At 64.6% G+C, this 14111-nt stretch carries 19 protein-coding genes; 17 read left to right on the top strand and 2 right to left on the bottom strand.

The window, feature by feature from the left end:
• Nucleotides 1–15: 15 nt before the first annotated feature.
• Nucleotides 16–744 (bottom strand): flagellar basal-body rod protein FlgF, encoded by a 729-nt coding sequence (gene flgF, locus CVM73_RS11180; protein WP_061020715.1) that lies wholly within the window; start codon nt 742–744, stop codon nt 16–18.
• A gap of 3 nt (nt 745–747) precedes the next feature.
• A complete protein-coding gene (locus CVM73_RS11175) occupies nt 748–1536 on the bottom strand; it encodes a DUF1217 domain-containing protein (protein WP_100232056.1) in 789 nt (262 codons plus the stop codon).
• A gap of 142 nt (nt 1537–1678) precedes the next feature.
• On the opposite strand from CVM73_RS11175, the gene motA reads away from it, so the two are divergent.
• The 17 genes from motA (at nt 1679) to CVM73_RS11090 (ending at nt 13991) form a co-directional block, all read left to right on the top strand.
• Complete coding sequence (motA, locus tag CVM73_RS11170; RefSeq protein ID WP_027572805.1) at nt 1679–2575, top strand: flagellar motor stator protein MotA; 897 nt, start codon at nt 1679–1681, stop codon at nt 2573–2575.
• Complete coding sequence (locus tag CVM73_RS11165; RefSeq protein WP_100232054.1) at nt 2572–3513, top strand: flagellar motor switch protein FliM; 942 nt, start codon at nt 2572–2574, stop codon at nt 3511–3513. Before motA ends, CVM73_RS11165 begins: the two co-directional genes overlap by 4 nt.
• Entirely contained in the window at nt 3494–3805 is a 312-nt protein-coding gene (locus CVM73_RS11160; RefSeq protein ID WP_100232053.1) for a hypothetical protein, read from the top strand. The genes CVM73_RS11165 and CVM73_RS11160 overlap by 20 nt, the downstream gene beginning before the upstream one ends.
• Before the next feature lie 76 nt (nt 3806–3881).
• Nucleotides 3882–4256, top strand: coding sequence for a flagellar motor switch protein FliN (gene fliN, locus CVM73_RS11155; protein ID WP_027572802.1), 375 nt, complete (start codon nt 3882–3884; stop codon nt 4254–4256).
• Between the two features lie 2 nt (nt 4257–4258).
• A complete protein-coding gene (locus CVM73_RS11150; RefSeq protein WP_027572801.1) occupies nt 4259–5299 on the top strand; it encodes a flagellar motor switch protein FliG in 1041 nt (346 codons plus the stop codon).
• 13 nt (nt 5300–5312) lie between these two features.
• Nucleotides 5313–6398 (top strand): flagellar biosynthesis protein FlhB, encoded by a 1086-nt coding sequence (flhB, locus tag CVM73_RS11145; protein WP_100232052.1) that lies wholly within the window; start codon nt 5313–5315, stop codon nt 6396–6398.
• 64 nt (nt 6399–6462) lie between these two features.
• Complete coding sequence (flgB, locus tag CVM73_RS11140) at nt 6463–6864, top strand: flagellar basal body rod protein FlgB (RefSeq protein ID WP_100232051.1); 402 nt, start codon at nt 6463–6465, stop codon at nt 6862–6864.
• Between the two features lie 11 nt (nt 6865–6875).
• Nucleotides 6876–7292, top strand: a complete 417-nt coding sequence (gene flgC, locus CVM73_RS11135) for a flagellar basal body rod protein FlgC (protein WP_018641261.1) — start codon at nt 6876–6878, stop codon at nt 7290–7292.
• A 2-nt stretch (nt 7293–7294) separates the two neighbouring features.
• Nucleotides 7295–7624 (top strand): flagellar hook-basal body complex protein FliE, encoded by a 330-nt coding sequence (gene fliE / locus CVM73_RS11130; protein ID WP_100232050.1) that lies wholly within the window; start codon nt 7295–7297, stop codon nt 7622–7624.
• Between the two features lie 18 nt (nt 7625–7642).
• A complete protein-coding gene (gene flgG / locus CVM73_RS11125; protein WP_100232049.1) occupies nt 7643–8431 on the top strand; it encodes a flagellar basal-body rod protein FlgG in 789 nt (262 codons plus the stop codon).
• A 13-nt stretch (nt 8432–8444) separates the two neighbouring features.
• Nucleotides 8445–8921, top strand: coding sequence for a flagellar basal body P-ring formation chaperone FlgA (gene flgA / locus CVM73_RS11120; protein WP_167406776.1), 477 nt, complete (start codon nt 8445–8447; stop codon nt 8919–8921).
• A complete protein-coding gene (gene flgI, locus CVM73_RS11115) occupies nt 8918–10048 on the top strand; it encodes a flagellar basal body P-ring protein FlgI (RefSeq protein ID WP_100232047.1) in 1131 nt (376 codons plus the stop codon). The genes flgA and flgI overlap by 4 nt, the downstream gene beginning before the upstream one ends.
• A 67-nt stretch (nt 10049–10115) precedes the next feature.
• Nucleotides 10116–10886 carry a MotE family protein gene (locus CVM73_RS11110; protein ID WP_167406775.1) on the top strand — a complete coding sequence of 257 codons (771 nt, stop codon included), beginning with the start codon at nt 10116–10118 and terminating at the stop codon, nt 10884–10886.
• Nucleotides 10887–11594 carry a flagellar basal body L-ring protein FlgH gene (flgH, locus tag CVM73_RS11105; protein ID WP_100232045.1) on the top strand — a complete coding sequence of 236 codons (708 nt, stop codon included), beginning with the start codon at nt 10887–10889 and terminating at the stop codon, nt 11592–11594.
• A gap of 42 nt (nt 11595–11636) precedes the next feature.
• On the top strand, nt 11637–12080 hold the full coding sequence (locus CVM73_RS11100) for a flagellar basal body-associated FliL family protein (protein WP_027572792.1): 444 nt from the start codon (nt 11637–11639) through the stop codon (nt 12078–12080).
• Nucleotides 12077–12817 carry a flagellar type III secretion system pore protein FliP gene (fliP, locus tag CVM73_RS11095; protein WP_100232044.1) on the top strand — a complete coding sequence of 247 codons (741 nt, stop codon included), beginning with the start codon at nt 12077–12079 and terminating at the stop codon, nt 12815–12817. Before CVM73_RS11100 ends, fliP begins: the two co-directional genes overlap by 4 nt.
• A gap of 265 nt (nt 12818–13082) precedes the next feature.
• Nucleotides 13083–13991 (top strand): flagellin N-terminal helical domain-containing protein, encoded by a 909-nt coding sequence (locus tag CVM73_RS11090; protein ID WP_027572790.1) that lies wholly within the window; start codon nt 13083–13085, stop codon nt 13989–13991.
• Nucleotides 13992–14111 lie beyond the last annotated feature (120 nt).

Below are 14111 nucleotides of genomic sequence, written 5' to 3'. Positions count from 1 at the left end.
CGCACGAGGCGCAGTCTACTTGCCGGGTTCGCCGAGCGTCCGGATCGCGTTCTGGAGCGAGCTCTCGGTGCCTTCGATCATCGAGTTGGTGCCGTCGAAGGCGCGCGAGGCCGAGATCAGCCGCGTCAATTCGAGCATCGGATTGGCGCCGGAACCCTCGACATAGCCTTGCTTGAAGCCGTCCCGGGAGAAATCGGCGATGGCGGTCGCAGGCCGGTCGGGTGTCACGCCGGAATTGCCGTAACGTTCGAGATTGGCGTCGGCCGGAATGCTGAACAGGCCGATGGTGCCGATCTCGTTGTTGTCCTGGGTGATCGCGCCGCTGCGCGCGATCGAGATCGGTCCGCCGTTCGGATCGAGCGTGATCTGCGCGCCGCCGGAATCGACGACGGGGAAGCCGCTCACGGTCTGAAGATCGCCGTTGGGGGCGATCTGGAGGCGGCCGTCGCGCGTGTAGACCGTGCCGTTCGGACCGGCGAAGGCGATCCAGCCCTGGCCGACCACGGCGACGTCGAGCGGGTTGCCGCTCTCGGTAATGTTGCCCATCTCGCGCGAGATGATGTTGTCGCCGGGCGAGGAGAACGCCACCGGGGTCGGGCCCGCCTTGGACAGCACGGTCTCGAACTTCACCACGTCGGTGCGGAACGCCGCCGTGTTGACGTTGGCGACGTTGTTGGCGATCGTCTGGAGGCGCTTTTCCAGCGCGACCTGCGCCGACAATCCCACATAGAGAGCCGATTGCATGACTTACCTGTTGAACTTGATGTTCTGAAGTGTCGTCAGGATGTTGGTATCCATGCTGATCGACGTCGCGGCGCCGGCGATCAGGACCAGCGCGGGATTGGTCGAGCTGTCGCTCTGGGCCTGGGTCGCATCCCACATCGCCGCGAAGCGCTGCACGAACTTGGTGACCTTGGCCGGGTCCTGGAAGTCGGTGAGGTTGATCTTGTCCGCGATCATCTTGGCCTGGGCGTCGATATCGGCCGAGCTGATCGTCGACGGCAGGCCGAGCGCGGTCTGCACCACCTGCGTCAGCGCCTTGTCGGCGAGGATCTGGTAGGCGGTCGTGACCGTGGACGCCTTGCGGGTGAAATACAGCGCCAAACGCAGGCCTTCGTTCTGATCGCCGGCCTTCTCCTCCATCGTCTGCGTGACGTATTGGGTCGCGGTGCCGGTCGTGGCCGCGGCGGTCTGGGTCGCCTTGTCGCCGAGCGCGGCGAAATTGAAGGCGGTTGCGAATTGCCGGTAGCGGGTGTCGGTCAGCTTGTTGGCGAAGGCGTCCTTGCTCGCAACCCCCTCGGTCAGCACCTTGCGCATGAACGCCTTGGCATAGGTCATGTCGCTGAGGCCATAGGCCTTCATCGCGTAGGAATAGAGACGATAGTCCTTCAGGAAATCGTCGATGGTCTTCACCTTGCCGATATGGCTGAGGAAATAATCGGTCTCGCGGCTGACGTCCGGCTGCTGTGCAACCTGCGTCAGCGACTTGCCCATGTCCTTGGTCAGCCTGGTGTAGTCCGCGATGGTGGATAGCATGACACGCGCCCCTCTGGCCGCCGTTGCGACACCGCTTCAAGCTGCCGCCAATTGCTTGCGCGGGGCTGGCGACCAAGAAGCCAGCTTCGCGCAAGCGTCGCCGACTAGGTATTCCCAGTGGGATCGGCGATGGAGCGGCGTGTTGGGCAGTTTCGTGGGGATTTTCATCACGGTCGCGGCGCTGCTCGGCGGCTTTGCCGCCATGGGCGGGCACTTGGCCGTGCTCATGCAGCCGTGGGAATTCGTCATCATCATAGGCACCGCGGTCGGCACCTTCATCCTGGCCAATCCGTGGAAGACGGTCGTCGACAGCGGGGTCGCCTGCATGCAGGCCATCACCAACGCGGTGCCGGGACAGCGCTATTACCTCGACCTGCTCGGGGCGCTGCACGCCCTGATGCGTGAGCTGCGGGGCAAGGGCCGCAACGAGGTGGAGGCGCATATCGACGATCCCTCGTCGTCCGAGATCTTCAAGGCATTCCCCAGCGTGCTCGGCGACCCCTCGCTGCTCCAGTTCATCTGCGACTATGTCCGTCTCATCATCATGGGCAACGCGCGCACGCATGAGATCGAAGCGCTGATGGACGAGGAGATCCACACCATCGTGAAGGGCAAGCTGGCACCCTACCATGCGCTGGTGACGGTCTCCGAGGCGATGCCGGCCCTCGGCATCGTCGCCGCGGTGCTTGGCGTCATCAAGGCGATGGGCGCGCTCGATCAGTCGCCGAAGCTGCTGGGCGGCTTCATCGGCGCCGCTCTCGTCGGCACCTTCGCCGGCATCTTCCTGTCCTACGGCATCATTTCGCCCTTCGCGATCAAGATCAAGATGACGCGCGAGAAGAAGTGCCGGCCCTACATCATCGTCAAGCAGACGCTGCTGGCGTTCATGAACGGCGCCATGCCGCAGATCGCGGTCGAGCACGGCCGCAAGATGATCTCCAGCAGCGAGCGTCCCTCGATCGACGTCGTCGAGAACGAGACGATCGCAGGTCCCAAGGCCGTCGTTGCCGATGCCGAACCCAAGGCGGCGCGCGCATGATGATGGAAGACGCCGAAGTCGATCAGCGCAAGCAGCTGCCGAACTACCTGCTGGACGCCGCCGGCATATCGATCGATCGTATGCCGATGCTCAATGTGATCTTCGATCGCATGGCGGCATCGTGCACCGACAGCCTGCAGCCGATGGCTGGAACGCCCTGCTATTTCTCGGTCAACGGCATCACCAACGACCGGGTCGGGGACATCATCAAGGACTACGAGGCCAACGCGGTCGCGGCGGTGCTCTATGCCGAGCAGTGGGACTCACGCGTCATCATCATGCTCGACCGTGACTTCGTGTTCACGATGGTCGAGGCGATGTTCGGCTCCGATGGCGCCGAGCCGCCGCTCGACGTCGAGCGCGCGTTCTCGAACATCGAGCTCCGCCTGGTGCAGGCTCTGTTCGAACGGTTCGCCAAGGCGCTGCAATCCGCCTTCGCCGGCACGTCGAACGTCACCTTTCGCGTGGAGCGGGTCGAGACGGCGATGGCGTCGCTGGCGATCGGGCGGAGCGGCAACATGTCGATCTGCGCGAACATCATGCTGCAGGCGCTCTACCGCGGCGGCCAGATGTTCCTCATCATTCCGCACTCCGCGCTCAATCCGCTCCGCCAGAAGCTCGCTCATGTCGTCGTCAGCGACGGTCGCGCGGCCGACCCGCGCTGGCGCGAGCAGATGGAGAGCGAGGTTCACCGGACCGAGGTGACGCTCAGCGCGGTGCTCGACGAGAAGATGGTGACGCTCGGCGACGTCGTGAAGTTCGAGGTCGGGCAGGTGCTCGAGCTCGAGGCCACGCCGCGCACGCTGGCCCGTCTCGAAAGCAACAATCAGGTGCTGTTCTGGTGTCAGATCGGCCAGCTTGATGGCTATTACGCCATGCAGGTGGCAGATCCCGTCGATCAGAAACGGGAGTTCGTCGATGATATCCTATCTCGTTGATGCCGTGCTGCTGATCGCGCTCGCCTTCACCAGCATGCGGGTGACCAGGATGCACCGCGAGCTGGCGCGGTTGCGCAGCTACCAGGGTGAATTCTCGACCATCGTCCACGAGACGGCGGGCGCCTTCGACACGGTCATCAATGCGGCGCACGATTCCACTGCAAATCTCGGACGGCTCGCCAACGTGCTGAGCACGAAGATCGACCAGGCCCACGAGGCGATCGCGGCGCTCGATGCGCGGAGCGGGCTCGCACCCGCCGCGACCGCAGGGGCCGACCTGAACAAGCATTGAAGCCGAAGCCGGCGGAGCGAATACGATCGGAACGCCACGGCGCTCCGGGAGCGGAAATACCAAGAGGCGATACCAAATGGCGCAATCCTTCGACTATGAGTCTGCACCTGCATCGGCAGAGGCCGAGACGTCTCCGTTGGAGCGGCTGGCGGAGATCGCCCAGCGCACGGCCGAGGAGACCGGCAAGTTCGCCAATGTCGACGCCATCCTGCGCATTCCCGTCACCATGCAGGTGGTGCTGGGATCGGCGACCATTCCGGTGGCGAACCTGATGAAGCTCGGCCGCGGCGCGGTGGTTCCGCTCGATCACCGGGTCGGGGAGCCCGTCGATGTCGTCGTCAACGGCCGCATCGTCGCCCGTGGCGAGGTGGTCGTCGTCGAAGAGGACAATTCCCGCTTCGGCGTCTCGCTCACCGAGATCGTCGGGCCGCTGGGGCAGGGTGATACCTGACCATGGCGGCACCGGTCGGCATCGCACCCGTCAAGCAGCGAGGCGTTACCACGCTGGGCGGCACGGAAAAGGTCGCCGCGCTCCTGCTGGCGATGGGCCGGCAGGCGGCGGCGAGTGTGCTGCAGCAGTTCGAGCCGCAGGAGATCCGCATCGTCACCAAGGCGGCCGCGGAGTTGCGGCCGATCACCGCGCAGGAGCTCGAGGGAATCGTCGAGGAGTTCGCCCAGCAGTTCTCGATGGGCGCGAACATTCTCGGCACGCTCGGCGGTCTGGAGGCCGTGCTCGGCGACGTGCTGCCGGCCGACCAGGTCTCGCAGATCATGTCGGATCTGCTCGGCAATTCGAGCCGGTCGGTGTGGGACCGCGTCTCGTCGGTGTCGGAAAACTCGCTGGCGAGCTACCTGTCCAAGGAGCATCCGCAGACCGCCGCGCTGATCCTGTCCAAGGTCAAGCCGGCCTGCGCCGCCAAGGTCATGAGCCAGCTGCCCTCGAGCCTGCGCAACGAGCTGATGCGGCGTGTCCTGAGCCTCAAGCCGATCGTCGATGACGCCATGCGCATCATCGAGAAGACGTTGCACGAGGACCTGACGCTGAACTTCGCCCGCAACCTCGGCGCCGACACCTACGCCCGCGTCGCCGACATCATCAACAAGATGGAACGCGGCCACATCGAGGACATGTTGAAGAGTCTGTCGGAGAAGCGGCCGAAGTCGGCCGAAGTGCTCAAGGAGCTGCTGTTCACCTTCGACGACGTGGTCAATCTGACGCCGAAGGCGCGCACCATGATCTTCGACCAGGTGCCGACCGATCGCATCGTCGTCGCGCTGAAGGGTACCGACAAGAACTTCCGCGAGCTGATCCTGTCATCGGTCGCCTCGCGCGTCCGCCGCGTCGTCGAGCACGAGCTCGCCATCGGCGAGCCCTCCAACCAGCGCGACGTGCTGGAGGCGCGACGCGTGATCACCGACCTCGCGCTCGAACTGGCGGAGAAGGGCGAAATCGAGCTCAACCCCGAGCAGGAGGATGAGCTGGTCTTCCGCTGACCGCTGAACGGGCATGGCAGAAACATCCGATCAGGAGAGCAAGACAGAAGAGCCGACCGAGAAGAAAGTCCGCGATGCGCTCGAACAGGGCAAGATTCCGGTCTCTCGGGAGGCGTCCATTTTCGCCTCGATGGCCGCGCTGATGGTGATCCAGGCATTCCTGATCGGCCAGGGCGTGCAGCAATTGACGCCGACGCTGAAGAGCCTGCTCGACGATCCCGAGGGCTTCCCGCTCAGCACGGGCGCTGACGCGCAGAACCTGCTCACCGTGGTCGGCCTCCAGGCACTGCGGTTCCTGGTGCCGCTGGTCGTCATCCTGGTGGTGTTCGGGCTCGCCGCTTCGCTGCTGCAGAACGCGCCGCGCCTGGTGCTCGAGCGCATCAAGCCGGACTTGTCGCGAATCTCTCCGGTCAGCGGCTGGAGCCGGTTGTTCGGGACGCAGGGCCTGATCGAGTTCGCCAAGTCGCTGTTCAAGCTTGCCGCGGTGACCGCCGTCGTCGCCTTCGTGCTGCGCTCGTCCGAAGCGAGGGCGTTCGAGGCGATGTACACCGATCCGGTCGCTCTGCCGGAGATGATTCTCAACATCGCGATGCGAATCGTGTCTGCGATCTGCATCGCGACCATCGTCCTGGTGGCGATCGATCTCGCCTGGGCCCGCTTCCACTGGCGACGCGAGCTGCGCATGACGCGGCAGGAGATCAAGGACGAGCACAAGCAGGCGGAGGGCGATCCGCTGATCAAGGCGCGCCTGCGCTCGCTGGCGCGCGACCGTTCGCGCCAACGCATGATCGCTTCCGCCGCCCGCGCGACGCTGGTGATTGCGAACCCGACACATTTCGCGATCGCGCTGCGCTACAAGCGCGAGGAAAACGCAGCGCCGCTCGTCGTGGCCAAGGGCATGGACGTGATCGCGCTGAAGATCCGCGAAGTCGCCGAGCAGAACCGAATCCCCGTCATCGAGAACAAGGCGTTGGCGCGCGCGCTCTACGAGGCGGTCCAGGTCGATCAGGTGATTCCGGCGGAATTCTTCCGGCCCGTCGCCGAGATCATCTATTTCCTCCAATCCAAGCAGGCGCCGCGGCCCGAGAAGGTTCAGTAGATTTTCGAGGATGGCGCTTCGCGCAACAGCTTGACGAAAGCTTAACGCCCTAGGCTTGCCCCGAATGGATCAGAATGGGGCCGTCGTGGGACCGCTTTATCTCTTCGAACTCGCATCGTCGCAGGCGCGGTACCTCGAACTGCGCCAGTCGACCATCGCCACCAACGTCGCCAACGCCAACACGCCGGGCTTTCGCGCGCGCGACGTCGAGCCGTTCAACAAGGTGCTCGACGGCATGCCGGTCAGGCTCGCGACGACATCGCCATCGCACATGCAATTGTCCGCAGCCGAGACCGACACGCGGGCGACCGCGAAGAAGGACAGCTGGGAAGTGGTTCACTCCGGAAACTCCGTCAGCCTCGAGCAGGAAATGATCAAGGGCAGCGATGTCAGCCGCGACTATTCGATGAATTCGGCGATCGTGCGGTCGTTCCATCGCATGGTCCTGTCGAGTGCAAAGGCCTGAGGTGAACTGACATGCTGGACTCATTGAGCGCCTCTCTGACGGTCGCGAGCTCCGGGCTCGAAGCGCAGTCGACGCGCATGCGTATCGTCTCGGAGAACCTCGCGAACGCCACCTCGACCGGGCGTACCGCCGGCGCCGATCCCTATCAGCGCAAGACCATCACCTTCGACGCCGCGATGGACCGCGCCTCGGGCGCGCAGCTCGCGAAGGTCAAGGAGATCGGGGTCGACACCACGCCGTATCGCGTGGAGTACGATCCGGGGCATCCCGCTGCCGACAAGGCCGGCTACGTCAAGCTGCCGAACGTGAACATGATGATCGAGATGGCCGACATGCGGGAGGTCAACCGGTCCTATGAAGCCAATCTCCAGGTCGTGAAGCAGGTGAGGTCCATGCTCGGCATGACCATCGACCTCTTAAGGAGCTGACAATGCTTGAGGCGATTTCATCCACGGCGATATCCGCCGGCCAGGCGACGACCCGCGCAACCGAGACGCAGGCTATCTCGCCGGCGGCGACCACCGCGATCCAGACCGGTGACGACGCCGGCTTCGAATCGGTGATGAAGCAGGTGACGACTGACGCGATCGGAACGCTGAAGGCGGGCGAAGCGGCGTCGATCTCGGCGATGCAGGGCAAGGAATCGACGCGCCGCGTCGTGGAGGCGCTGATGTCGGCCGAGCAGGCCCTGCAGACGGCGGTCGCCGTTCGCGACAAGGTCGTGCAGGCCTACCAAGAAGTCGTTCGGATGTCGATCTGACCTGAAGGAGTGGGTTAAGTGAAATCGCTCGCCATTGCGGCCACGGGCATGAATGCCCAGCAGACCAACATCGAAGTCATCGCGAACAACATCGCCAACATCAACTCGACCTCGTACAAGCGGGCGCGCGCCGAGTTCACGGACCTGTTCTACCAGATGGACCGCATGCAGGGTGTTGCGAACACCAACGGCTCCTCGCCGATTCCGGAAGGCGCCAATCTCGGCCTCGGCGTCAAGTCGGCGGCGATCCGCAAGCTGCACATCCAGGGCGCGCTGACGCAAACCGGCAATCCCTACGACCTCGCGATCAACGGCCGCGGCTGGTTTCAGGTGCTCGGACCCAACAACGAGGTGCAATACACCCGTGCGGGCTCGTTCAACGTCAACGCCAACGCCCAGCTCGTCACGATTGACGGTTACCTGCTGGATCCCGCGATCACCATCCCGCAGGGGACGGTCGAGGTCACGGTCAACCAGACCGGCCAGGTGTTTGCCAAGCTCGACACGGAAGTGAATCCACGGCAGATCGGCCAACTCAACCTCGCCAACTTCGCCAACGAGGCCGGCCTGGAGCCGCTGGGCGGAAATCTCTACAAGGAGACCACGGCATCCGGCACGCCGGTCGTCGGTCTGCCGGGCGATGCGGGCTACGGCAAGATCAACCAGAAATGGCTCGAAGCCTCGAACGTCGACCCCGTCAAGGAAATCACCGAATTGATCTCGGCGCAGCGCGCCTACGAAATGAACGCCAAGGTCATTCAGGCCTCGGATGAAATGGCCCAGACGGTCTCGAAGGGCATGCGCTAGCTCCGGTGTCTCGATGTTGAACTGGGTGGGCCTGATCATGCGCGGGTTGGCCGCCGTGCTGCTGGTTCTCGCCACGGCGCGGGTCGCTGTGGCCGAGGAGAAGCGGCTTCCCGTGCCGGCCGTCTCGATCCGCGCCGGCGAGCTGATCCGGGAGGAGATGATCACCGAGCGCGCCTTCGCGCCGAGCCTGCTCGGCGTCGCCATGTTCATCGAAGGGCGCCAGGTCCTGGTCGGTCGCATGGCCCGGCGTGCGCTGCTGCCCGGCCAGCCGATCCCGACCAATGCGGTGGAGGACCCCTGGACCGTCGCCCGCGGCGCCATGGTCAAGGTCGTGGTCGAGGACAGCGGCCTGTCCATCGTCACTTACGGCTCGGCGATGCAGTCGGGTGCGGCCGGCGCGCTGATCCCGGTGCGCAATACGGACACCGGGGTGATCATCAGGGGCGTCGTCCAGCCGGACGGCACCGTCAAGGTCGTGGACGGGTCATGACCAGAGTCCTGCTTGCGCTCGTCCTGCTCGTGTGGGCCGCCAGCGCCGAGGCCGCCGTCCGGATCAAGGACATCGCGGACATCAAGGGTCTGCGCGAGAACCAGATCGTCGGCTACGGCCTCGTCATCGGTTTGAACGGCACGGGCGACACGCTTCGCAACGCTCCGTTCACCGAACAGTCCCTGCAATCGATGCTCGAGAACATGGGCATCAACGTCAGGAACGAGACCACGAGCACCAACAACCCCCCGCGTCCGACGACGCTGCGCACGCGCAACGTCGCGGCGGTGATGGTGACCGCGGATCTGCCGCCCTCGATCGGGCCCGGCGAGCGCATGGACGTCACCGTGTCGTCGCTCGGCGATGCGACATCGCTGCTCGGCGGCACGCTGGTCATGACGTCGCTGCGCGCTGCGGACGGCGCCGTCTACGCCGTGGCGCAGGGTGCGATCACGGTTGCCGGTTACAGCGTCGGAGGCCAAGCGCAGAACGTCAGCCAGGGCACGCCGACGGCTGGGCGCATCCCGAACGGTGCTCTGGTCGAACGCGAGGTGCAGGGAAGCCTCCACGAGATGGAGTTCCTGGTGCTACAGCTGAAGAACCCGGACTTCGTCACCGCAACGCGCATTCTCGACGCCATCAACCGCTACGCCGGCGGTCGCTACCGCGCGCAGATTGCCTTCGAGCGCGACTACCGCACCATCGTGCTGTCGAAGCCGCGCCATATCGGCCCTGTCCGCTTCCTCGCTGAGATCGGCGAATTGGTGGTCGAGCCGGACACGCCGGCGCGTGTCGTCATCAACGAGCGCACCGGCACGGTCGTGATCGGGCGCGACGTCCGGATATCGACTGTTGCGGTGACCCACGGCAATCTGACGGTTCGTGTCACGGAGATGCCGGTTGTGTCGCAGCCGGCGCCGTTCTCGCGAGGGCAGACGGTGGTCGTTCCGCAGACCGTGGTCGAGGCCAACGAGGCCGGATCGCAGGTGGCGATCCTGAGCGGGGTCGATCTCCAGCGCCTGGTGCGCGGACTGAACCAGATCGGCCTGAAGCCCTCAGGGATCATTGCGATCCTCCAGGCGATCAAGACGGCAGGCGCGCTCCAGGCCGACGTCATCGTGCAATGATGCACAAGCGTCGTGCAAGCTTGGTCGCTCAATGCTCAGGTCTGAAGCGAGAATCGCACGCGGCCCGATGCTGAAGCTGGATCACAAAGCCAAACTCTTCCTGCTGGCCGCGGCATCAGTGCTCGCGAGCGCCTCGCCTGTGCTCGCCTTGGACGAGGCCAAGCCGTCGAAGCCGCTCAACCTGCTCTCCTTCGCGCGCGCCCGCGCGGGCGGACCGCAGAAGCCGCAGCCGCCGGCCACCGCGATACCAGGCGACAATGCTTCGGTCCGGGCGACGGCATGGGCGGCCGAAGATTCAGGACCGGCGATCACCGGTGCGGTGCCGGCTCCGGAGGCGCCGACACCCGCGCCCGCACCTGCGCCGGTACGTCCGGCCAAGCCCGGCAGCGTCACGGCGCCGCCCAAGCCTGCGCCGCCGCAGGCTGCGCCGGCCCCGGACAACGAAATCGCCCTGTTCTGCAGCAACGTCGCCGATCCCGCCGTCGACGCAAGGCTGGCCTGGCAGCTCAAGGAGCTGGAGAAGGCCGAGAGCCTGCTCCGCGAGCGCATCGCCGAAGTCGAGGCCAAGCGCGCCGAATACGAGAAGTGGATGGCGCTGCGCGACGACTTCCTGAAGAAGGCCGAAGCGAGCGTGGTCGAGATCTATTCGCGCATGAAGCCCGAAGCTGCGGCGACCCAGATCGCCGGCATGGCCGACGAGACCGCCGCCGCCGTGCTCGCCAAGCTCAGCCCGAGAAGCTCGAGCGCGATCTTCAATGAGATGGATACGGCACGCGCGGCGCACCTCGCCGACCTGCTCGGCGGCATGCGTCGCGTGGATGACGGAAAGACCAAATAGATGAACAAGCCGATCCTCATCCTCTCGCTGCTGGCGGCATCCGTGCTCCTGGCCGGATGCTTCCATGATCCGGCCGAAGTCCTGACCGGTCCGCAGATGTCACCCGTCGGCAGCGGCCTGAGGACGCAGGCCGATCCGATCCCGGTGACGCCGCGCATGCGCACGCCTGTCAGCTATCGCTCGACGTGGGACGACGGCACCGATCTCTACCGCGATCCCCGGGCCCGGCGCACCGGCGACGTCGTGACGGTGATCATCTCGATGCAGGACAAGGCCAAGCTCGACAACAAGACCGGCCGCTCCCGCGATTCCCAGGTCAAGTTCGGGCTCGACTGGCTGATGGACGTCGCAGGATGGAGCGACAAGGGCCAGGCCAACGCCAACCTCAGCACCAACACCCAGATCAAGGGCAACGGCCAGATCGACCGCACCGAGGACATCAAGCTGTCGATCGCGGCCGTCGTCACCGACGTGCTGCCGAACGGCAATATGATGATCAGCGGATCGCAGGAATTTCGCGTCAACACCGAGATGCGCGTGCTCAATGTCGGCGGCATCGTGCGTCCGCGCGACATCTCGCGAGCCAACACGATCACCTACGACAAGATCGCAGAGGCGCGCGTGTCCTATGGCGGGCGCGGAAATCTGTCGGACGTGCAGCAGCCTGGATGGGGACACCGGATCTATGACGCCGTGGCACCATTCTGAGGCTCGCGCCGATCGGGTCGCACCGCGACGGCAGGGGGCGCCATGCGTCTGATCGCCGCCATCGTCGTGCTGACCCTGATCGCGATCGGCGCGGGCGCCCTTGCCGGCCTGCATCTGATCGCGACCGCCGAGCGCGTTGCCGATGCCAAGAAGAGCGTGACGCCGCCGCCGATCGCATCGAGCTACGCCGGCAGCGCGCGGCTCCGGAAACTATCTCCGATCGTGACCAATCTCGCCGCGCCGGCCAACAACTGGGCGCGGATCGAAGCCTCCATGGTGACCGACAGCATGAGCGACGAGGACGCCGGCATTCTGGCCGCGCACATCAGCGAGGACATCGTCACCTATCTGCGGTCGACGACGGTTGCGCAGTTCGAGGGCTCGCGCGGGCTGCAGCATCTGCGTGACGACCTGACCGAGCGCGCCAACATCCGCTCGTCTGGCAAGGTCCGCGAATTGATCATCGAGACGCTGGTGATCCAGTGAGAGCGAGAGTCCTGCTGCTCGCGTTGATTCTGGTCGTGCTGCCCGAAGCGGCGTTGGCCCAGATTCCGGACCTGAACTCGCTGTTGCCGCCGGGAAACGGCTCGACCAGCGGCCGGATCATCCAGCTGATGGCACTGATCACGGTGTTGTCGGTGGCGCCGGGGCTGCTCATCATGGTGACGAGCTTCACGCGATTTGCGGTGGCGTTGTCGTTCCTGCGCGCCGGTCTCGGCCTCCAGACCACGCCTGCCAACCTGGTGCTGATCAGTCTCGCATTGTTCATGACCTTCTACGTCATGGCGCCGACCTTCGACAGGGCCTGGGAGACCGGCGTCCAGCCGCTGATGAAGAACGAGATCTCGGAAGAGCAAGCCTATCTGAAGATCACCGACCCGTTCCGCGAGTTCATGCTGGCCCATGTCCGCGACAAGGATCTCCAGACCTTCGAAGCGCTCGCCGCGGAGAGCTTCCGCAAGAAGTTCGACGACAAGCGGATCGATCTGCGCGTCATCATTCCGGCCTTCATGATCTCCGAGCTCAGGCGCTCGTTCGAGATCGGATTCCTGATCATCCTGCCGTTCCTGGTGATCGACATGATCGTGGCGACGCTGACCATGTCGATGGGCATGATGATGATGCCGCCGACGATCCTCGCGCTGCCGTTCAAGATGCTGTTCTTCGTGCTGATCGACGGCTGGAACCTGCTCGCCTCCGGACTGGTACGCTCGTTCTCGTAGCCGCCGCGATCGCTGAGCGGCTGGCTATGGTTAAGCGAAACGTGCTGGTTATGGTTAGCGGTGAGTAATGTTAACCATATGATTTTGCTGCGAAATTCAAGCCGATCTTAATCCGCAGGCAAGACTCGGCGTGCTAGCAATGCGGCACGGCGGGTTGGACCCCACCCACATCAGTCCAAAGGCATGATGCCGTCCCTCCGTACCGGTGAAAGCCCGGTATGTCCCCTCGTGAAAATGTATCGCGTACAAAAAAGGGACATTCGCAATGTCAAGCCTGCTTACGAACTCGACTGCCATGACCGCACTCCAGACCCTGCGGTCTGTGAGTTCGCAACTCTCCACCACGCAGAACCGGATCTCCACCGGTCAGCGCGTGGCCACCGCTTCGGACAACGCCGCCTATTGGTCGATTGCTACCTCGATGCGCGCCGACAACGCCGCGCTCTCCGCGGTCTCCGACTCGCTGGGTCTGTCGGCCGCGACCGTCGACACCGAATATACCGCTCTGACCACGGTCATCGGTGACAAGGACTCCGGTCTGACCAAGCTCCAGTCGCTGCTGGTCCAAGCCAAGACCGCGGGTATCGACCGCACCAAGATCCAGGCGGACGTCACCCAGATCCAGCAACAGATGAAGAGCACGGCCAATGCCGCGACCTTCAACGGCATCAACTGGCTGAGCACGACGACCGGCACCACACCGACGAGCTTCAGCCTCGTGTCGTCGTATTCTCGCGTCGGCGGCACGCCCACGATCGGCTCCATCACCGTGACGACCGCCAACTACACGCTCTACTCCAGCACGCAGACCGGCATTCTGGACACCGTGAGCGGCAGTGCGTCGGTCGACACGATCAACATCTCCGCGCTGACGGACTCGGCAGCTGACCAGACCACGCTCGATGGCTACATCGCGCAGGTCACGACCGCCATCAACTCGGTGGCCGCGTCCGCCGCCAATCTCGGTGCCGTCAAGAACCGTATCTCGACCAACACGGAGTTCGTGAAGTCGCTGATGGACTCGGTTGACCGCGGTGTCGGTCAGCTCGTCGACGCGGACATGAATGCGGAATCCACCCGCCTGGCCGCGCTTCAGGTCCAGCAGCAGCTCGGTGTTCAGGCGCTCTCGATCGCCAACAACAGCAGCCAGAGCATCCTGTCGCTGTTCCGCTAAGGCTCAAGTCATCGGAGGAGGGCCGCGCTTCTCGCGAAGCGCGGCCCCTTTCGTTTGGTGTGACGCTGCGCACGCCGTCATTTCGGCTACCTGTTGCAGCTGGAGCACAGAGCCACAAGC

The sequence above is a fragment of the Bradyrhizobium forestalis genome, from assembly GCF_002795245.1.
Lineage (GTDB): Bacteria > Pseudomonadota > Alphaproteobacteria > Rhizobiales > Xanthobacteraceae > Bradyrhizobium > Bradyrhizobium forestalis.
The sequence above is the reverse complement of the archived record's forward strand: the minus strand, read 5'-3'. Positions and strand labels throughout refer to the sequence as shown.